Origin of the sequence: Curtobacterium sp. NPDC089991 (genome assembly GCF_044748425.1) — a bacterium.
In the GTDB taxonomy this organism is placed as follows: Bacteria; Actinomycetota; Actinomycetes; order Actinomycetales; family Microbacteriaceae; genus Curtobacterium.
The window spans coordinates 25,802-44,600 of record NZ_JBIVGB010000001.1; the positions used below are offsets into that span (position 1 = coordinate 25,802).

The window sequence follows — 18,799 nt, forward strand, 5'->3', positions numbered from 1 at the left end:
GCAGTGGACGTCACCCCGTGACGGACTGGAGGCCCGTGGCGGGCTGGCGCTGTGCCTCCCGTCCGATGGTGGGTCGCGTCAGGTTGCGTCAAGCAACGTCCGCGTAGACCGGGAGGATGCAGGTCGTCGGAGTCGAACAGTTCGGAGGGCCGGAGGCCCTCGCCGTCCACGAGGTGCCGGAGCCGCACGCCGGTGCGGGATCCGTGCGGATCCAGGTGCAGGCGTTCGCCGTGAACCCGACCGACACGGGAGTGCGTGCCGGGCAGCGGGACAGCTCGCAGGCCTCGCCGCCGTACGTGCCGGGGATGGACGCCGCCGGCGTCATCGACGAGGTCGGGCCCGACGTCACCGGGTGGGCGGTCGGCGACGAGGTCATGGCGATCGCGTTGCCGCTCAGCACGCACGGTGGGGCGTACGTGCAGGAGCTCGTGGCGCCGGTGGGGTCGTTCACGCGGATTCCTCGCGGGACGTCGCTCGAGGCCGCGTCCACCGTGCCGATGAACGGGTTGACCGCGCTGCAGATCCTGTCGCTCGCGGGGCTGTCGCGGGGGGACACGCTCGCTGTGACCGGGGCTGCCGGGTTGCTCGGGAACTACGTGGTGCAGCTGGCTGTCGCCGCTGGGCTGACCGTCATCGCTGATGCTGCCCCGGCGGACGAAGCGCTGGTTCGGTCGCTCGGTCCGGCGCACATCGTGCCGCGCGGTGATGGGTTCGCTGCCGCGGTGCGCGAGCTCGTGCCAGACGGGGTCGATGCGCTCGCCGATGCTGCGGTGCAGCGTGGGGTCGTCGTCGATGCTGTTCGCGACGGCGGAGTGTTCCTGGACGTGCGGGGATGGTCGGGGGACGGCTCGCGGGGCATCCGGTTCGTGCAGGTGGCGGTGTTCTCGGAGTACCGGTCGTTCGACAAGCTCGAGCAGCTGCGGCATGCGGTCGAAGGAGGAACGGTGGTGCCGCGGGTGGCGGAGGTGTTGCCAGCCTCGCGGGCTGGGGAGGCGCATGAGCGGCTCGAGGCTGGGGGGACGCGGGGGCGGTTCGTGCTCACTTGGTGAGTTGACGACGGTGTGAGGGACGGGAGGCGCGGTGCCGGTTGGTGCCGTGCCTCTTGTCGATCACGCCACGCGTTCGCCCTCCTTCATGCGACGTCCGCGAGGTCTCCCTCGCCGCATCGCGACTGGACCTCCACCGACACCCGTCGAGGGCTTGCGTTCACCGAGATCGACTCGACCGCCTTTCCGGTGGTGGCAGCTGACCAGAGCGGCCGACCATCGTCGATCGTGTCCCGCCGGATGGTCGCGTCGTAGTCGGACTGCTTCCACGTCTTCGCAACCGTGCGAATGAGCGACTCGGGGTCCCCGGTGCCCGTGCGCTCCTGGTCCCACGAGAACGTGACGCCTGCACTGCCCTCCGGGGTCGAGCACTCCGACGATGCGGGCTCGTCGGAGAGCGGCGTCCAGTCACCGCCAGCGGCATCGATGGTCTGCTGGACCAGAGCGACCATGGCGTCTCGAGCCTGAGTGCCGTCCAGTTCGCTGTCGTCCACGTAGTTCGCGCACCCGGTGAGCAGCACCAGAGCGCCGACCGCACTCAGGACAGCTGTCGGTCTGCGTTGCCTCATCAGTCGCCGACGATATCGGAGTGTGCTCGACCGAGGAACCATCGTCGTTTCAGCGACCGCGCGCTGCTCCGCTCCGGACACCCACCCACAAGCCGTCTCGTGCCCGTGTCATGCCCACGTAGAGCTCCCGGCGACCACGCTCCCGCCGCTCCCGTTCGGTCTCCGACGGGTCCGCCGGGGCAGCATCGAGCAGCCTTGGGTCGACGTGCGCGAGCAGCACCTGCTTGAACTCGAGGCCCTTCGCACGCTTCACAGTCCCCACCCGAACGGCGTCCGAGGTCCGCCCCGCGTACTGCTGCAGGGAGACGGTCGGGACGCCGGCTCGTGCAAGCGCTTCCATGACGTCGTCCGCCTGCCGGTTCGTCGCCGTGAGGATGCCGACGTCACCGTGACCGGTCCCGACGAGTCGAAGGACCTCGGTCAGCCGGTCGAGCATTGCCCGGTCGTGGTCCGCGCGACTGATGAAGCGCGTCATCGTCGGAGCAGCACCGGAGCGCGAGACGTCGGACACCGCGTCACCGACCCCGTCGACACCCTCGATGTCCACGAACTGATCGTCCGCCACCATCTCCTTCGCGAACTCGAGGATCTCGGCGGTGTTCCGGTGGTTGACGTCGAGCACCACGCCTCGGCCCGACAGGTTGATGCCGACCTCGCCGAGCGTGTATCCGCCGGGGTAGATCGTCTGCTGGCCGTCGCCGATGAGCGTCAGACCGTCGGTACGGTCACCCACGAGCTGGTGCACCAGCGCGACCATCGCGCAGGACAGGTCCTGCGCCTCGTCCACGATGACCGCGTCGTACCGCTCGAGCGGCACCGCGCGGGCCGCGTCGCGAGCGAGCAGGACGATGTCCTCCCAGTCGTGCGCCCGTCGCTCGCGCAGCCCGCGTGCGTACGCCTCGTACAAGTCCCAGACGGCCTGCCGCGTCTCAAGCGGGAGCGCGTGCTTGCGCCCGACGCGGGCCAGGTCCGCGTACTCGTCGAACCGCGTCAGGCCGCGGCCCTTGATGACGTGGCTGATCTCGTCTTCCCAGTATGAGCGCGAGAATCGCGACGACCGCAATGGACTGGAGGCGCGGATCGCGTTCCACGCGTCGTCGAACGCGAGCTGGGCCTCCCGTCCAGGAGCGCGGAACGCGATGCCGCGTTCCTTCAGGAGTCGAGACGCGAACGCGTGGACGCCCATGAAGTCGACGCGACCGACCATGTCGGGCGCGAGGCGTTCGAGGAGCGATTCGAGGACCTTCGGCAGCGTGCTGATGTACGTCGTGAACAGCACGCGGCCGCCGGTCGCGCGTGCGAGGTACGCGGCGCGGTGCAGGCCGACGACGGTCTTGCCGGTGCCCGCAGCGCCGCGGATGCGTGCCGGGCCGTTGAAGCTGCGGCGGACGAGCTTGGCCTGTGCCGGATCGAGGAACGCCATCCAATCCTCGATCGGCGCTTCGAGCACGCCGTCGAGGAGCTGGTCCGAGAGTTCGTCCTCGGTGGTGTCGATCGTCGTGACGAGGACGTCGGGTTCGCGGGGGAGGACCGGTGCCGGGACGACGACCTGTGGCAGTGCTACTCCGCCGTCGCCGATCACGGGGAAGTGGTGCAGCATCGCGGCGAGGACCTCGTCGACGCGGGATGCCGACAGTCGGGCACCGCGCTTGGTGATGTGCCCGACGAGGTCGTCAACCGATGCGACGCGGGCGTGCATCCGCTTCTGGCCGGCGAGGGCGGCGACCGCGTGAACCTCGCCGGGCGCCAGGCCCGTGTCCGCCAGTGCTGCCTCGGTGCTGTACGCGAGGTCGGCGAGGCGAGCGATGTCGTCGGTGACGTCCTCTTGGCCGCGGGTGATCCGGTCGCCGTCGATGGCGACCTCACGCCAGGCCTTCGTGTCGACGATGAAGACGCCGGCTCGGCCGACGACGACCATGCCGACCTGTGCCGTTCGGCTGCCGAGCCAGCGGCGGCGAGCAGGTGGTACTCGATGCCGGCGAGCGAGGCGAAGATGCGGGCGGTCTCGCTCTCGGTGCGGTGCGCGATCTCGAAGCGGGCAGCGCGCTGCTCAGCGTCCTCTGCTTGGCGTCGGATTTCTCGTGCGTGGCTGCGTTGGCGGTGCGCCTCGACCCCTGCGGATTCTCCGGCCATCGACATGGTGTTGCCTCTTGGGGAGTCCCTGGTCCTCGGCGCCGCTCGTCGTCCCCGGGACGAGTGATGCTGAACAATCATCGTGGGTGGGGGTACCAGTTGTGGAGTGGTGAGGCGTCTCGGCGACACGCCCGGGTGGCGTCGGCGGGCGGCAGAGACACCTGACGCAAGCTAGTGGGTTCAAATCCCACCGGTACCGCCACAGAAAACCCCCGTTCATACGGGGGTTTTCTTCTTTTGCGGAGCGTCCTTGGTGCATCTCTGGTGCACTCTCCTGAGCGCACGACTCCGCGCCGTGCCTGCCTCCTCCTTGCCAGCAGGGTGAGCCAAAGTGCGTCGGACCCGGTGTCCAGGCCCACTCGCCTGTTCCTCGAGTGTGCGCAGCGAAGCGCAAGCCTTCACGTCAGTCTCCACTAACGGGCCTCGTCACGGCGTTGCGCCGCTGAGGCTCTAGATCAGCGCACAGATGTGTGGCAGAGGCCCGAGAGGGACCCTAGAACCACGGGCGCACAGCTAGCCGCGACTGTGGCGCTGGGGTATACCCCACAACAGCGTCGACCCTGGAGTGCGCAGGAGCCCCCACCCCTACGACTGCGAGCTACTTGTGGAGAGTGCGTTGTGGCGGAGGCTGGGCGGTCTGCCGTGTGGTGCAGACTGACGGACGCCACTGACAAGTCGTCAGCATCAGATCGGGGGACGTGTGCCTGCTAATTCGCATGACGCCGCCGCAAGCGCGCTCGGATATCTGCATCAGATCGACTGGGCCCTGCTCGAGATGATTCGTACAGGCCCGACGCGCCCTGACCACGGGATCATGCTCGAACAGCACGATGACGTCTCCTGGGTGAACGGAGCGTCACCCACGGAGCTGCTCCAGGTGAAGCATCATGCTGACAGGAAGGGCGGACTTAGCGACATGTCAGTGGACTTGTGGACGACGTTCCAGGTTTGGATGGATGACAAGAAGTTTGTCGATCCATCTGGCCCCGCGCTTGGGATTGTTACAACTTCCACTGCCTCTCCCGGCACCGCTGCGTCCTTGCTCCGCCCAGTAGGTCGCGACCAGGAGCAGGCACTCGAACTGCTGGACACGGCGGCGCTGACGTCAAACAACGGCGAGACGGCCGCCACCCGGTCTGCCTGGCTCGATCTCGACGAGAACGTCCGTCGCGATTTTCTAGCCCGGGTTACCGTGCTCGATGCTTCACCCACCATTGGGGATGTCACCGGACAAATTCGTGAGGCGCTCTACTGGGTCGTCAATGACCCGCAGCGACAGGACCTGTTCCTACAGGATCTTTTCGGATGGTGGCACATGGTCGCAATCGACATGTTGCAGAAGACCCGCGGACCGATCAACGCGGTGCAAGTGTCGGTTCACCTCGACCAGTTGAAGGAGCGGTATGGTCCCAACTCGCTGCCACCAACCATCGACCGGGTCCTCGACGACGCTGCGGGAGAGCTCGAAGCGCAGTATTCGCATCGCATCTTCGTGAAGCAGCTCGGCTTCATCGACGTGCGGACCCGTGCAATACAGATGGCGATTCTCGACTTCCACAACGCCGTCGCGCAGACCACCGACTGGGCGGACCGGAGCCTGCTCGACATGCGAGAGTTTGACCGCTTCAAGGATGCGCTGGCGGAAGAGTGGGCGTGGGCATTTGAAGAGATGATGAGCCAGGTTGCAGACGATGCTGATGAAGAAGAACGCAAGCGTCTGGGCCGAGCGCTGTTTTTCAGACTGCGTGACAGCACTCAGCATCACATCCATGACTCGTACCGCGAGCGGTTCTACAACACCGGCGTTCAACTCGAACTCGCTGACGAGGCCCGACACGGTTGGCACCCCGACTTCGAGTCCCTGCTAGAAGGCGTCATGGTGACCGGGGTATGAGCACGCCCGCCGCTGATGCAACAGCCGTCATGGAGCTGCAGAGCTGGGAAGCCCGGTCGATGGTGACGGCCGCGATGCTCAACCCAGCCCTCATTGCTCTCATTGTCACGGTGGCGGCCAACCGCTACGAACACGACTCCGGCGAACCCATGCCGTGGGAGCTGAGCTTCCTCGTAGTGCCCATGGCGTTGCACGCAGACTCGCGCAACGCCGTACCGACACGGGTCACCTCCCGGCTGCCCAAGTGGGTGAATGACAATCCGCTCATCGCCGCTGGCCTCGGACCCCGCGCAGAGGGCGTCGCACCTTACGTTCGCGAAGGTATCCGATGGGGACTGCGAGCCGGCGCTCTCACCCTGGACTCAGAAGGTCGGTTCATTGGAACCGTCCATGGGAGGTTCAACAAGGGCGACACCCCTGATCTCCGTGAGGTCATCAACACGGCCCGATTCCTCGGTCGGTGGTTCGCCTCCGTCGGCAGCATGGCAACCGTGTTTGCTCTGCTCGGCGTGACACCATGACAACGTGCAGTTACTGAAGGTCGCGCTCTTCCACCGAGACGGAAGAGTCCACAACGTCGAGTTCAAGCCAGGCAGGCTCAACATCGTGCTTGGACGTTCCCGCACCGGTAAGACCGCGCTGCTCGATATTGTTGAATATTGCCTCGGGCGTCGAACCCCTGCGATCCCGGCAGGCATCATCGACACCGCCGTCGATTGGTTTGGAACCCTCTGGCAGCTCGATGACGCCGAGGGGAGCCGCGTGTTCCTCGGACGGCCAAGAATCCAACCCGGACACAACAGCACCGCCGCGGCAATGTTCTTGTTCGGTGGGTCCGGTCTTGATGTGCCCGCGCCAAGTGATCTCATGATCAACACGGACGTCGATTCGATGCGGGTACAAGTCGGCGAACGAATCGGGTTGAACGACGCTCGCATTGATGTGGGGGAGAACTCTACCCGCACACCGTTCAGCGTCACCCTTGGTACGGCGGCGCTCTTTCTCTTCCAGCGCCAGGATGAGATTGCCAGCTCCACCACGCTCTTTCACCGCCAAAACTCAGCCGGGATGGCTCAAGCAATTCGCGAAACGTTGCCGTTTTTTCTCGGCGCTGTGGATGGCGACCAAGCGGCGCGGCGTGCCCAGCTGCGAGAAGCCGAGCGGACACTTCGACAGCAGGAGCGCGACCTGCGCCGCGCTGAGGCGGACGCCGAACAGACAGAGACGACGCTCCGGACTCTCCTACAGCAGGCGCACACGGTCGGATTGACCGAGGTGGCAGAGATCGAAAGCCCGCAGCTGGCCGTCGCGCTGCTCGAGGACGTGCGGCGGGGCATAACTGGCGAGGAGGCCCCGGAGAATGCTGATGTTGAGACGCAGAACCGCATCCGCGACCTTGAACGCACTCGGAACTCCCTCCGGCAGGAACTGGGCCGAGCGCTCGACGACCGCAGGCTACTGCTGGATTCTGCGGCCGGTGAGACGACGTACGGGTCAGCCATTGCCCAGCACGCAGGTCGGTTGCGCAGCATCGGCATAGTCGGTGACCAGCACGATGAAGTAGGAATCTGCCCGGTTTGCAACAGTCGCCTGCAAGGGTCCGACCCCACTGCGCAACAGCTTCACACGCGGCTCCAGACGTTGCGCGCGGAAATTGAGCACCTCGCTGCCGCACAACCTGCCCGGCAGCTTGCTCTCGAAACTCTTGGAACAGAGATCGGTGGAATCCGAGACGAACTCGTCAGCATCGAGGCTGCGCTAACTGCCCTTCGAACCGCGAGTGCCGGTGATCCCGGCGCCGGTACGGCAGAAAACCGCGAATTCATCCGTGGCCGTATCGACGCCACCTTGTCCCGAGTGACAGTTGATGACGGAGCGAGCGTCGCGCGCCTCCGCCAGGAGGTGGAGGGTACGGTAGCCCGAATTGAAGTCCTCCGTCGTCAACTCGACGTTGAAGCGGACGCACGCATGATCGGGATCCTCGACCAGGTCAACCGGGACCTGACACAGCTCGCGCAACAACTCAAGGTCGAGCACTCTGAACGGGTCTGGCTCGATGCAAACAACGTGACCGTGGTCGCCGACACCCCTAGCGGCGCCCGACCACTCGCCCGCATTGGTAGCGGTGAGAACTGGGTGGGGTATCACGTCGCGACGCACCTCGCCTTGCACCGCTGGTTCGTCGAGCAGAACCGCCCCGTCCCGGGCCTGCTCATGCTTGACCAGCCATCTCAGACACAGCAGACAGCCGCGGGTGACGATGACGCGGAAGCGGTATCGAGGATGCAGCGGCTTCTGCATGAGTTCTGCGAACAGCTTGCCCCTCGATTCCAAATAATTCTCACAGAGCACGCCGTGTCAGACGAAGAATGGCTTGCCGACGATGTTGTGCACCGCTGGTTCGACCACGGACTGATACCGAGCGACTGGGCTGACGAAGAAGCCTGGGGGTCAGTGCTTGAGGTGAGTACCGACACGGGTGCATCCTCAGGCGGCAGTGTCGAAGAGCCCCCAATGGACGCGTAGCTTTCACCCATCATTGTGTGCTGCTCGACCTACCGGCGAGCCTGAGTTGGCCGATTCGCACCTGACATAAGAGCTCGATATCAGCGGTGGAAGGTAGGGGGTTCGAGGGTGCGAGACGAACTGTGGTGCCTTCCTGGTGCGTGAGCATGGGGACGCTGACGAGTGCAGGGACGGAGATGGGCAGCGAGATGACGTCTTGATGGATCGACGGGTAGAGGGGGATGCTTTGCCGGGCGCTCCTGCGATCGCGTTCCTGCCTTCGTCACCGGATGCTCAACTCCTCGCAGAATTGACCAGTCATGGATCGGACCTGTCAGAGGCAGCTAGCGCCGTTGAACTCGCGTTGGACGCGGGGGAGGAGTCGGCCCTGTGGATGCCGTTGACGATGCACGCGGTCACCGCGTACGTGCGGCCGTTCATCCACTCCAACGTTCGCCGCCGCCTCGATGAAATGGCTGGTTTCCCCGGGGTCCCAACGCGGTGGGCGAGCGTGCACGCGGCAGTGCGGTCGTACCGCAACACCACCGTCGCGCACTCACAGTCGAACCTCGCATCACCGTTGCCGGTCGCCCTCCTGAACGACGACGGGACCGTTCGGCGGGTGATGGGGATGATGGCGTCTCATCCGATGCCGCGGGTACTCGCCGTGCGGCTGCGCGACCTCGCCGATGAAGTCGCCGCGCTTGTCGAAGCCATGACGCAGCCCGTTGTCGAGCGACTCGAGTCCACGCTCGCCTGCACGGATGCAGCCACAATCGCGGGTTGGCCGACACCGCAGGTCCGTCATCACCTTGACGAGGAGTTCACGGCGTCGCACCGCCGCACGCAGCAGCCGCAGGCGACTCTCTACTGGCACGTGGAACACACCGACACCTGACGGACATGCCTTCAGTAGGGGAGAGGCGGGGCGTTCAGTGCACTGAACGCCCCGCCTAGCCTTCGAACCGGCTGCAGCGCTCCTCACTCGTCGGTGGTCAGTCCGAGGAATCGGTCGAAGAAGTGGGTGAGCTTGTCGATGACGCGTTGCTTGGTGGCGCCGTGGCCGTTGCTCGCGGCGAAGCGGGACACCGGCGGTAGGACGGTCGTGATTGCGGTCCCCGCGGTGCGGAGGGCTCCTTCGCGGAGCGCCTGATCGATGAACGCGTGTGCGGCGTCGGGGCGGAGTCGTTCCTCGTCGATGATCTGGGTGAGTTCTGCGTCGCGTCTCGTGGCGACGTAGCGTTGCCATTCGTCGTCGATGGCGCCGTTGACGGAGACGGAGTCAACGAAGTCCTCGATGAGGTCCTTTTTGTTCCGCAGCGTCGGGCTGGCGTCGATGGCGCGGGTGATTTCGGCGCGCAGTTCACGGTCGTCGCCGTCGCCGTGTTCCTGCTTGAACTTTGCAACGAGCATCAGGATGTAGTCGACGTTGATTTCGACCTGTTTGATTAGCTCGATCTCGAACACGACGTCGTCGTTGATGATCTCCTTGTCAGCAGCGGCGGTCTGCCGGTATTGAGCGTGCAGGTTGAGGTAGACGCTGCGGTAGTCCTGCCGTTGCCGGTCGCTGAGGATCTGGTGCCCAGCGAAGTCGTCGAACGAGGCCAGGATGTTCTCCAGCCGGAGGATCTGCCCGAACAGCTGGATGAATGCCTTCTCCGCACTCTCCCCAATGATCGGCTGCCCGAGCGGGAACCCGGTCAGGAGCTCCTGAGTCTGCTCGGCGTACTGGCCGTAGTAGACGGAGTAGGGCTTGAGGAGCACGACGCCGCGGGCGTCCTTGTTGCCGAACAGCTCCAACGCTTCGTTGGTGGCGCCCTCGAGGTCCCGGAACGCGACGACGTTGCCGTACGTTTTCACCGAGTTCAGGATCCGGTTCGTGCGGGAGTACGCCTGGATCAGGCCGTGGGCGCGGAGGTTCTTGTCGACGAAGAGAGTGTTGAGGGTGGTGGCGTCGAAGCCGGTGAGGAACATGTTGACCACGATCACGAGGTCCAGGTCCCGGTTCTTCAACCGTTGGGAGAGGTCCTTGTAGTAGTTCTGGAACTTGTCCGCGCTGGTGTCGTAGCTGGTGCCGAACAGGCGGTTGTAGTCTCGGATCGCGTCCTCGAGGAAGCCCCGCGCGTCCCCGGAGAGCGCGTCCGTGTCGAATGCCTCATCGTCGAGAAGCCCGTCGTCGGTGCTGTCACTGACGGCGTCGTTGGCGCCGTAGGAGTAGATCAGCCCGATCTTCAACCGCTTCGCCGGCAGCAGGTTCTGCTGTTGGCGTTGGAACTCGGCGTAGTAGCTGCGGGCAGCGTCGATCGACGCGGTCGCGAACAAGGCGTTGAATCCCCGCACGCGCTTGCGCTGGCGCACTGCTTCGGCTTGCCGGCGGGTGCGGGTCGCGTCAGCGACGTTCGTGACGACGGAGTGCTCGTACCCGGCTTCGCGGCGGGTCTTCTGATCGAAGTGCTCCAACGTGTACCCGACGACGTCCGACACGCGTTCCGGGGCGAGGAGGACCCGTTCCGTGTCGATGGAGGACACCTGCTTGTCGACGACACTTCCGACGCGGAGGGTATTGACGTAGTCGATGCGGAACGGCAGCACGTTCCGGTCAGTGATCGCGTCGACGATCGTGTACGTGTGCAACTTCTCCCCGAACGCCTGCTCCGTTGTCTTCAGCAGCGGGTTCCCGCCGCTGCCGGAGTTCGCGGCGAAGATCGGGGTGCCGGTGAACCCGAACAGGTTGAATTGCTTGAACGCTTTCGTGATCTGGGCGTGCATGTCGCCGAACTGAGACCGGTGGCACTCGTCAAAGATCAGCACCGTGTGCGAGTCATACACCGGATGGGTCTTGTTCCCGTTGATGAAGTTCGAAAGCTTCTGAATCGTGGTGATGATGATCCGCGCCGCTGGGTCCTCGAGCTGGGTCTTCAGGACAGCGGTGGAGGTGTTGGAGTTCGCGGCACCCTTCTTGAACCGGTCGTACTCCCGCATCGTCTGGTAGTCGAGGTCCTTCCGGTCGACCACGAACACCACGCGATCCACTCCCGGCAACTGGGAGGCGAGCTGCGCGGTTTTGAACGACGTCAACGTCTTCCCCGACCCGGTCGTGTGCCACACGTATCCGCCGGCAGCGGCGGTGCCGAGCTGCTTGTACGTGGTCGCGATATGGATCCGCTGCAGGATCCGTTCGGTGGCGACGATCTGGTAGGGCCGCATCACTAGCAGCAGCCGGTCCGCGGTAAGGACGCAGTACCGGGTGAGAATGTTCAGCAGGGTGTGCTTGGCGAAGAACGTTCGCGCGAACGAGGTCAGGTCCTGGATGGGCTTGTTGTGCGCGTCGGCCCACCAGGACGTGAACTCGAAACTGTTCGACGTCTTCCGGCCCCGGCCCGGTTTCTGCCCGTCCTTCAGGTGCTGGCTGCGGGTTGTGTTCGAGTAGTACTTCGTCAGCGTCCCGTTGCTGATCACGAACAGCTGCACGTACTCGAACAGGCCGCTGCCGGCCCAGAAGCTGTCTCGCTGGTACCGGTCGATCTGGTTGAACGCCTCGCGAATGTCGACACCGCGCCGCTTGAGCTCGATGTGCACCATCGGCAACCCGTTCACCAGCACGGTCACGTCGTACCGGTTCGCGTAGCGGCCGCCAGCGTCCCCCTCGGCGGACGGATCGGCTTGGTCGACTTCGTATTGATTGATGACCTGCAGGCGATTGTTGTGAATGTGCTGCTTGTCCAGCAGCGTCACGTTCTTCGTCGAACCGTCATCGCGCCGCAGCACCTGCACATGGTCTTCCTGCACGCGGATCGTCTTCTCGACGATGCCGTCGTTCCTTCCCGCGACACACGTCTCGAAGAACCGCGACCACTCCGCATCCGAGAACACGACGCCGTTCAGCGTCTCCAACTGGGCACGGAGGTTCGCGAGGAGGTCCGCTTCGGACGTGATCGAGAGGTACTCGTACGCCTGCGACCGGAGTAGGCGAATCAGTTCGGCCTCGAGCGCGGCCTCCGATTGATAGGCAGCCTCCTGCTTCGCATCCACCACGTACTCAGCGACGACCGTGCTCTCGGCCGAGAGGGCAATGGGGTCATATCTTTGCGCCGGAGCGTCGCTCACGCCGTAGCCTCCTCGAACGTCAGGAGCTGGTCACGGTAGTACTCGTACTGCTTGCGGCGAGCCGCAAGTTCAGCAGGAAGACGGGCATTGAGATCGTTTGTAAGTGCATCGAACGCGTCAAGAATTGACCCGATGCGCAGCTGCTCCTCGAGCGGCGGGACCTGGATCATCAACTGGTTGAGAGTTCCGACAGCAAGACCGGGTTGCGCTGACTTCGAAGCGTACTGGTTGAGATTCATGCTGGTGAGCAGGTGGAAGCACCAGTTGATATCCACGCCATCCCGTGGCGTGACGACGACGGAATGTTCGGTTGCATAAAATGCGCCACTCGCCCGCTTCACGTTTCCACAAAGCGCTCCCTGTCGGCCAATCAGGGCTCGTTCACCCAATTGGTTAGCTCGCGCCACATAGCCGCGGAGGCCTCCGCCTCCAAAGCAGGGAACGGAATGTTCCTCGTCCGGCTCGGGCGATATCTCGGATGCAGAGACGAATTTTCCGGACTGAAGATTGAAGAGCTCGTCCAGGCGGGCAGGGCGCCAATCGATTCGGCCGAGCAGCAGCTTGCTCCGATAATGGTCGTACTGGCGTCGTCGTGCTTCCAGCTCCGCTTCCAGCTCCGCTTCCAGCTCCGCTTCCAGCTCCGTAAATTGGTCGAGGATCCGCACGATCTGCTGCTGCACCTCAAGTGGCGGCACCGGGACCCGTAGTCGCTCAGCCTCAGACTTGCGTATTGATGGCACCGCCCCTGAATCATTCGCGAGTCGGGACAAGTCGAATGTTTGCATCCAGTAGAATAGGAACCTTGAAGCAATATCTGGCCCTGGAATCAGCCCCATGACGTTGTTATCAAAGGCTGAGGGTGCTGAAAGTATGCGCTTTTTGTTTGTGGCAACTGCGGCGCCGATTTTCGGGAAGATGACGGTGCCTGCCGGAGCGGGTTTAATCCCGAGACGTCGCGCTGTATCGGCGGAGATGTAGTTGTTGGCGGCATTCATCGCGAGCTTGTTGGTGGGTGAATTCATATCACTGACTTTGTAGAACGGAAAGTCTCCGTCTGTCGTGCCCTGGTCGACGTTAGGGAAGCCCCATCCGCTTTGCACTGTCGCAATGGCGCCCAGAGGCCTCATATGCACCCCATTCGGTGCATGCGCGGCGATCAGCTCTTCAAGGCGGTTCATTCCGTACCTTCGAGGTCCGCGACAATCGCGTCGATTGAGGTGCGAAGTTCGGCCTGGCGAGCGACGATGCGGGCGATGTCCGCGTTGAGTGCGGTGATTTCCACAGTCTCGCGGGTGTCCTCGGCTTCAACGTAGGAGGATACGGCGATGTTGTACTCGTTCCCGCCGATAGTTTCGTTCGGCACGAGCGCCGCGAAGTGGTCAACGTTCTGTCGATCCTGAAGGGCGGTGAGGATGTTCTGTTGATGGTCGGCGGTGAGCTTGTTCTTGTTGCCGGCGCGGGTGAACTCGGCTGACGCGTTGACGAACAGGACCTGGTTGTCGGTCTTCGACTTCTTGAGGACGATGATGCAGGTGGCGATGGTGGTGCCGAAGAACAGGTCTGGTGGGAGCTGGATGACGGCGTCGACGTAGTTGTTGTCGATCAGGTACTGACGGATCTTGCGTTCCGCTCCGCCTCGGTAGAGGACGCCGGGGAACTCGACGATCGCGGCGGTGCCGTTCACGGCGAGCCAGGACAGGATGTGCATCGTGAACGCGAGGTCCGCTTTGGACTTCGGCGCGAGGACACCGGCCGGCGCGAAGCGTTCGTCGTTGATCAGCAGCGGGTTCGCGTCCCCCTCCCACTTGATCGAGTAGGGCGGGTTCGACACGATCGCTTCGAAGGGTTCTTCGTCCCAGAAGTACGGGTCGATGAGGGTGTCGCCGTGGGCGATGTCGAACCGTTCGTAGTCGAGTTCGTGGAGGAACATGTTGATCCGGGCGAGGTTGTACGTGGTCAGGTTGATTTCCTGCCCGTAGAACCCGCCGACGTTGTTCTTCCCGAGGACCTTCGCGAACTTCAGCAGCAGCGACCCCGAGCCCGCCGCCGGATCGTAGACCTTGTTCACGCGGGTCTTGCCCATCACGGTGATACGTGCGAGGACCTCGGAGACTTCCTGCGGGGTGTAGTACTCGCCTCCGGACTTCCCGGCTTGCGATGCGTACATCTGCATCAGGTACTCGTACGCGTCACCGAACAGGTCGATCGAGTTGTCCTGGAAGTTCCCCAACGGCAAATCCCCGATCGCGTCGAGAAGCTTGACGAGCTTCTCGTTCCGCTTCGCGACCGTGTTGCCGAGGCGGGTGCTGTTGACGTCGAGGTCATCGAACAGGCCTTTGAGGTCGTGCTCGCTGTCGGTGCCGAGCGCGGACCCTTCAATGTGCTTGAACACTCGCTCGAGCGTTTCGTTGAGGTTGACGTCGCGGCTGGCGCGGCGGCGGACGTTGACGAAGAGCTCCGAGGGGAGAATGAAGAACCCCTTCTCGGACACCGTGTCGTGGCGGATCTCTTCCGCTTGCTCGTCGGGGAGGGCGGCGTAGGCAAAGGTAGTGTCGCCGGCGTCGTGCTCGCCCTTGTCGATGAACGCGGCGAGGTTTTCGGAGATGAACCGGTAGAAGAGCATCCCGAGGACGTAGGACTTGAAGTCCCAACCGTCCACGGAGCCACGGAGATCGTTCGCGATCCGCCAGATCGTCTTGTGCAGCTCTGCGCGCTGCGCTTCCTTCGTGGTCGGTGCCATGTACTTCGATCTCCTCGGCCCACGCTGGGCGGTGCTTGTTTGGTCCGCTTCAAGCGGAGCATGATGACGACGCAGCGCCAGGCGCACGTCAGTGTGCTTATTCTCCCAGTCGGGCGCAGCTGTCCAACGGCCCGAGCTCTGCGCGCTCACCCCACGCGGAAGCGGGGACAGCCGACTGCTTCCTCAGCTGGCTGGGTCGGGCGCCGTCGGCGTCCCCGCTGTCGTCACCTCGAGGCTCGCGAGGTGCTTCTTCAGCCGCTTCGCCATCGGCAGGAACGTCGCCAACGTTAGGCCTCCCGACAGCACGCCGCCGACAACGGGAACCACCTTCGCCACTCCCTTGGCGAACATGCCCTTGGTCATTTGCACGCCCAGCTGCTGCGCCACTTTCTTCACGATCGGGAACACCACCCCATGGGTCAGCGCCTGTTTGGGGAGCTGCTTCACCATCTGCGCTGCCAGCTTCTCAGCGACCATGCTGATGCCCTTGTTTGCCGCCTGAACCCCGAACATCACGCCGACGAACAGGGTCAGCACGTTCTGGGTCCCGTCGTCCGGCTCGTCGCCGTCTTTGGCGAACAGGTCTGGCCAGCTGTAGAGGTAGGCGAGTTTCTGGGCGATGCGCAGCATGTGTGCCAGGTACTGGGCCGAGTCCACCGGGATGGTCGCGAACAGCGCGAACCCGCCGGGGATCCCCGCAGCGGCGGAGAGTGCCGTGACCTTGGTGGTCTCGTTCGTAATCGACGCGTCGGCGATCTTACTCAGCACGGCCGTCGGGATTCCCGCCGCGGCAGGTGTCTCAGCGATCGCGAGACGAATCTGCTCGTCCGTGCAGTACCGGGCAAGCGAGCGACGCAGGAACGCGGCTCGATCAACCCGCACGCCCGGCAGCTTCGTCGCGACGACGAGCGTCTTCCCGAAGGCCGAGCTCGACGAGGTGTCCTCAGAAGGTGCCATAATCCACCGAATATAGCTGACTGCTCGGACATCGCGAGGCTTTCTGCGAGCGGCGCTCGTTCAAACGTGTTCAAGCAAGCAAGCAAGCAAGCAAGCGAGTTGGCGGCCGCGCCGAGCGACAAGGTTGAGCGCTACTCGGTCGTCTGCCGGAAGCGCTCGACGACGTCGCCGAGCTGCTGCCGCCTGCGGTAGATCGGCAGCAGCTTCAAGGGCTCAGAGTGGGGTGTGTATATCGTCCCGTCGTCAGCGAGTACCGCGACCAGTCGCTGATCTCGCCGGAGCGTCCAGAAGTGAATGAGCGGGTACTCGCGATCCTCCGGCCAGTCGCGCACTGCTTCCGTGAGGCCCATGCACTCCGCGAGCCACTCCGGCGACATGACCGGTCCACTGTAGCTTTCACCGTACCAATGTGAGCGGACGTTAAGCCGCTGTCGATCGTTGATCGCGCTCGTCACCAGCGTGGATACGAGCCGGTACGTCAGGGAGCGTTCCGTTGTTACGTCGGCGGATGTGGTGCTCCACGCCATGCGATTCTCGACGCTCTTTAGGACGTCATGAGGATCGTCAGCTGAAAGTGTGTCCTTCCAGCCCATCTGCGGCGCGTAATCTGGGTCGCCTCCGGCGTGGAGGTAGATGATAGATGTTTCGAAGTTCATGAAGATGAACTTGCCGGTCCTGGCTTCTTGGATTTCCAAGCCGTGGTGAAACCCGTCGTGGGGCCAGACCTCGACAATTCGGAACGTTGCATGCCTTCGGCAAAGTTCACTGGCAATCCACCAAATCTGAGCCTGGGTGAAGCGCGACGCTGGCTGAAAGGGGCCCGTCGCATCCGTCGGGGCGCTATCCAGCAGGGGCTCCGGTTCTTCGGCACCTGCCTCACCGCTCAAGCTGCCTCCAACGGTTGTGCCCGCCGGCAGCGGTGACGGTGTCACCTCGTGAGGATCCGCAACTTCATCCTTGAAGTTATATGTCCATCGTCCATCCGGTTCCGCGTTCGGCCGCCGTATGTATCGGGCATAGAGGCCACTCTCCGTGGGCCCAGCCTGCGGGATGCTTATTGATTCCGCTGGGAACCCCGACTCAAGGATCGGCATGTCATCGTAGACTTTACCGTCGAGCGGACCGCCGTTCATCCGAATCACCGTGAACCCGCTATCGCCTATTGAGAAAGCACCCATTCGCGTCATTATGCCAGGTCCTGCAGTCCGGCGTGCTCAAGGTCGACTGATTGTCGTTAGTGCTGATGCCGACAGGGTGAGCGGTACTGGGTTCTCCACCCCAGGCCGCTACTGCCGTTCAGGCTGCATGAGATCTTTCGTTGTGCAGATGCCGTCCATGACGCTCTGTCAGCGGTGGGTTATCAGCCGAGGATACCCTTGAAACTGACATAACTTCGCCGTATCGGCGCGAGCGAGACGAGCCGCGGCTGCTGCTGCGAAGGCCGGCCCAGCCGGGGACCATTTGCCAAGTGAGCGCTCGCGCGCAACCGCATCAGCGCGGCGCCCGAGTCCCGTAGCCGGACGAAACTCCGGCTCCGGCACCAGCAGCCACCGGAGCATCGGTCGCATCACAGGGCTCGGCCGACGCGACGATTTCGAGCGGCGCCCCGGGCGCAGACGACTGCGCTTCGAGGTCGGCCCGCACCGAGTCGGACACCCCGAACAGCAGCGTTGCCACGGACCCGACGACGTACGCCACGATGAGCCCGGACCCGTACCCGAGCAGTGCCCACCCGTACCCTGACGAGCCGTTGAGCAGGGGGATGAGGGACAGGTCCGACGCGCCGATGGCGATCGCCCCGACGGAGTGCCCGAGCTGGTCGAACAGTCCGACGCCGCCGCCGCCGAACGCGCCGCCGATGCACGCGGTGATGAACGGGCGGCCGAGGGGAGCGTTACACCGTAGATGAGGGGCTCGCCGACACCGAGGAGTCCGGCGGGCAGCGCACCGCGGATCGTGCGGGAGAGCGCTTCGTTGCGGCGGAAGCGCATCCAGAGCGCGAGCGCAGCACCGATCTGGCCGGCGCCTCCCATCGCGAGGACGGGCAGCAGCACGGTCCATCCGGTCTGGTCGATGAGGGTGGGGTGGATCGGTGTGGGGGCCTGGTGCATGCCGGTCATGACGAGCGGCAGGAAGAAGCCTCCGAGGACGAAGCCGGCGAATGCACCGCCGTTGGCGAGGAGCCAGATCGCGGCGGAGTTCGTCGTTGCGGTCTCCTGCGGACGGGCTACCTGGGGGCACTGGGACGGTGCTCTCCTGGGCAATACCGACGCATGCATGCCTCACGGGGCACTGGATCAGCGTGTCGAGTCCGGCTGGCCCTCGACAAGAGTCATGTCTCTCGCTGGTCTGGTGGGCGCTGTTCGGGCGATCGCCGCCCATCTGTCGAGTTCGAGCTCGACCAGGTGCGCAGCGTCCTCGGTATCGTCGTGTTCCCAGACGCGGAGTACCCGCCAGCCCTCAGAGACCAGGATCGCTTCGTTCTGCGCATCGCGCTGACGGTTGGCCAGCAACTTCCGGCGCCAGAGGTCGGCATTGGCCTTCGGCAGGTGGGCGTGGTCCTCTCAGTAGTGCCAGAAACAGCCGTCGACGAAGACAGCGACCTTGGTTCGGGGGAACACGAGGTCCGGGCGAACTCGACAGCGTCTACTCACCTCCCGGTCGACGAAGAAACGACGTCCGCGCCGATGGAGCTCGCGGCGCAAGGCGAGCTCAGGTGCGGTGTCCCGACGTCCGAAGCGCGCCATGTGTCGTCGCCGCGCGTCATCGGCCTGCCAGTGCTCCATGTCGAAGATCTTCATCGAACGACGGCGCCTCATCAGGCAGAAGCGAGGATCGGTGGACGAAG

At 64.1% G+C, this 18,799-nt stretch carries 14 protein-coding genes and 1 tRNA gene; 6 read left to right on the forward strand and 9 right to left on the reverse strand.

All coding sequences use genetic code 11. The annotated features are described in order from the left end of the window. The first annotated feature begins 116 nt into the window (after nucleotides 1–116). A complete protein-coding gene (locus ACIPV1_RS00110) occupies nucleotides 117–1,049 on the forward strand; it encodes an NADP-dependent oxidoreductase (protein ID WP_402725503.1) in 933 nt (310 codons plus the stop codon). Between the two features lie 83 nt (nucleotides 1,050–1,132). On the opposite strand, the gene ACIPV1_RS00115 is transcribed toward ACIPV1_RS00110, so the two are convergent. Then, a complete protein-coding gene (locus tag ACIPV1_RS00115; RefSeq protein WP_402725504.1) occupies nucleotides 1,133–1,567 on the reverse strand; it encodes a hypothetical protein in 435 nt (144 codons plus the stop codon). A gap of 97 nt (nucleotides 1,568–1,664) precedes the next feature. After that, nucleotides 1,665–3,533, reverse strand: a complete 1,869-nt coding sequence (locus ACIPV1_RS00120; protein WP_402725505.1) for a UvrD-helicase domain-containing protein — start codon at nucleotides 3,531–3,533, stop codon at nucleotides 1,665–1,667. A 306-nt stretch (nucleotides 3,534–3,839) separates the two neighbouring features. Between ACIPV1_RS00120 and ACIPV1_RS00125 the strand changes: the two genes are divergently transcribed. The 5 genes from ACIPV1_RS00125 to ACIPV1_RS00145 all read left to right on the forward strand — a co-directional run bounded on the left by ACIPV1_RS00125 (nucleotide 3,840) and on the right by ACIPV1_RS00145 (nucleotide 9,045). Continuing rightward, nucleotides 3,840–3,950: transfer RNA gene (locus ACIPV1_RS00125), tRNA-Ala, on the forward strand. 498 nt (nucleotides 3,951–4,448) lie between these two features. Next, on the forward strand, nucleotides 4,449–5,642 hold the full coding sequence (locus ACIPV1_RS00130) for an ABC-three component system protein (RefSeq protein WP_402725506.1): 1,194 nt from the start codon (nucleotides 4,449–4,451) through the stop codon (nucleotides 5,640–5,642). Beyond that, complete coding sequence (locus ACIPV1_RS00135; RefSeq protein WP_402725507.1) at nucleotides 5,639–6,163, forward strand: three component ABC system middle component; 525 nt, start codon at nucleotides 5,639–5,641, stop codon at nucleotides 6,161–6,163. Before ACIPV1_RS00130 ends, ACIPV1_RS00135 begins: the two co-directional genes overlap by 4 nt. A gap of 4 nt (nucleotides 6,164–6,167) precedes the next feature. Next, nucleotides 6,168–8,168, forward strand: coding sequence for a DUF3732 domain-containing protein (locus tag ACIPV1_RS00140; protein WP_402725508.1), 2,001 nt, complete (start codon nucleotides 6,168–6,170; stop codon nucleotides 8,166–8,168). Between the two features lie 373 nt (nucleotides 8,169–8,541). Continuing rightward, nucleotides 8,542–9,045, forward strand: a complete 504-nt coding sequence (locus ACIPV1_RS00145) for a hypothetical protein (protein WP_402725509.1) — start codon at nucleotides 8,542–8,544, stop codon at nucleotides 9,043–9,045. A gap of 83 nt (nucleotides 9,046–9,128) precedes the next feature. On the opposite strand, the gene ACIPV1_RS00150 is transcribed toward ACIPV1_RS00145, so the two are convergent. The 7 genes from ACIPV1_RS00150 to ACIPV1_RS00180 all read right to left on the reverse strand — a co-directional run bounded on the left by ACIPV1_RS00150 (nucleotide 9,129) and on the right by ACIPV1_RS00180 (nucleotide 18,752). Further along, a complete protein-coding gene (locus ACIPV1_RS00150) occupies nucleotides 9,129–12,254 on the reverse strand; it encodes a type I restriction endonuclease subunit R (RefSeq protein WP_402725510.1) in 3,126 nt (1,041 codons plus the stop codon). After that, entirely contained in the window at nucleotides 12,251–13,432 is a 1,182-nt protein-coding gene (locus ACIPV1_RS00155) for a restriction endonuclease subunit S (protein WP_402725511.1), read from the reverse strand. The genes ACIPV1_RS00150 and ACIPV1_RS00155 overlap by 4 nt, the downstream gene beginning before the upstream one ends. Beyond that, entirely contained in the window at nucleotides 13,429–14,994 is a 1,566-nt protein-coding gene (locus tag ACIPV1_RS00160; RefSeq protein WP_402725869.1) for a type I restriction-modification system subunit M, read from the reverse strand. The genes ACIPV1_RS00155 and ACIPV1_RS00160 overlap by 4 nt, the downstream gene beginning before the upstream one ends. Nucleotides 14,995–15,177: 183 nt before the next feature. Then, on the reverse strand, nucleotides 15,178–15,951 hold the full coding sequence (locus tag ACIPV1_RS00165; protein WP_402725512.1) for a hypothetical protein: 774 nt from the start codon (nucleotides 15,949–15,951) through the stop codon (nucleotides 15,178–15,180). Nucleotides 15,952–16,082: 131 nt separating this feature from the next. Further along, entirely contained in the window at nucleotides 16,083–17,129 is a 1,047-nt protein-coding gene (locus tag ACIPV1_RS00170; protein ID WP_402725513.1) for a hypothetical protein, read from the reverse strand. A gap of 168 nt (nucleotides 17,130–17,297) precedes the next feature. Beyond that, nucleotides 17,298–18,230, reverse strand: a complete 933-nt coding sequence (locus ACIPV1_RS00175; RefSeq protein ID WP_402725514.1) for a PTS transporter subunit EIIC — start codon at nucleotides 18,228–18,230, stop codon at nucleotides 17,298–17,300. Nucleotides 18,231–18,515: 285 nt separating this feature from the next. Further along, a complete protein-coding gene (locus tag ACIPV1_RS00180; RefSeq protein ID WP_402725515.1) occupies nucleotides 18,516–18,752 on the reverse strand; it encodes a hypothetical protein in 237 nt (78 codons plus the stop codon). Nucleotides 18,753–18,799 lie beyond the last annotated feature (47 nt).

Bases quoted from the DNA above. Each gene is read 5' to 3' on its own strand.
- ACIPV1_RS00120 (WP_402725505.1), bottom strand. From the start codon at position 3,533: ATGGTCGTCGTCGGCCGAGCCGGCGTCTTCATCGTCGACACGAAGGCC.
- ACIPV1_RS00180 (WP_402725515.1), bottom strand. From the start codon at position 18,752: ATGAAGATCTTCGACATGGAGCACTGGCAGGCCGATGACGCGCGGCGA.
- ACIPV1_RS00155 (WP_402725511.1), bottom strand. From the start codon at position 13,432: ATGAACCGCCTTGAAGAGCTGATCGCCGCGCATGCACCGAATGGGGTG.
- ACIPV1_RS00160 (WP_402725869.1), bottom strand. From the start codon at position 14,994: ATGGCACCGACCACGAAGGAAGCGCAGCGCGCAGAGCTGCACAAGACG.
- ACIPV1_RS00165 (WP_402725512.1), bottom strand. From the start codon at position 15,951: ATGGCACCTTCTGAGGACACCTCGTCGAGCTCGGCCTTCGGGAAGACG.
- ACIPV1_RS00175 (WP_402725514.1), bottom strand. From the start codon at position 18,230: ATGCATGCGTCGGTATTGCCCAGGAGAGCACCGTCCCAGTGCCCCCAG.
- ACIPV1_RS00135 (WP_402725507.1), top strand. From the start codon at position 5,639: ATGAGCACGCCCGCCGCTGATGCAACAGCCGTCATGGAGCTGCAGAGC.
- ACIPV1_RS00170 (WP_402725513.1), bottom strand. From the start codon at position 17,129: ATGGGTGCTTTCTCAATAGGCGATAGCGGGTTCACGGTGATTCGGATG.
- ACIPV1_RS00110 (WP_402725503.1), top strand. From the start codon at position 117: ATGCAGGTCGTCGGAGTCGAACAGTTCGGAGGGCCGGAGGCCCTCGCC.
- ACIPV1_RS00145 (WP_402725509.1), top strand. From the start codon at position 8,542: ATGCCGTTGACGATGCACGCGGTCACCGCGTACGTGCGGCCGTTCATC.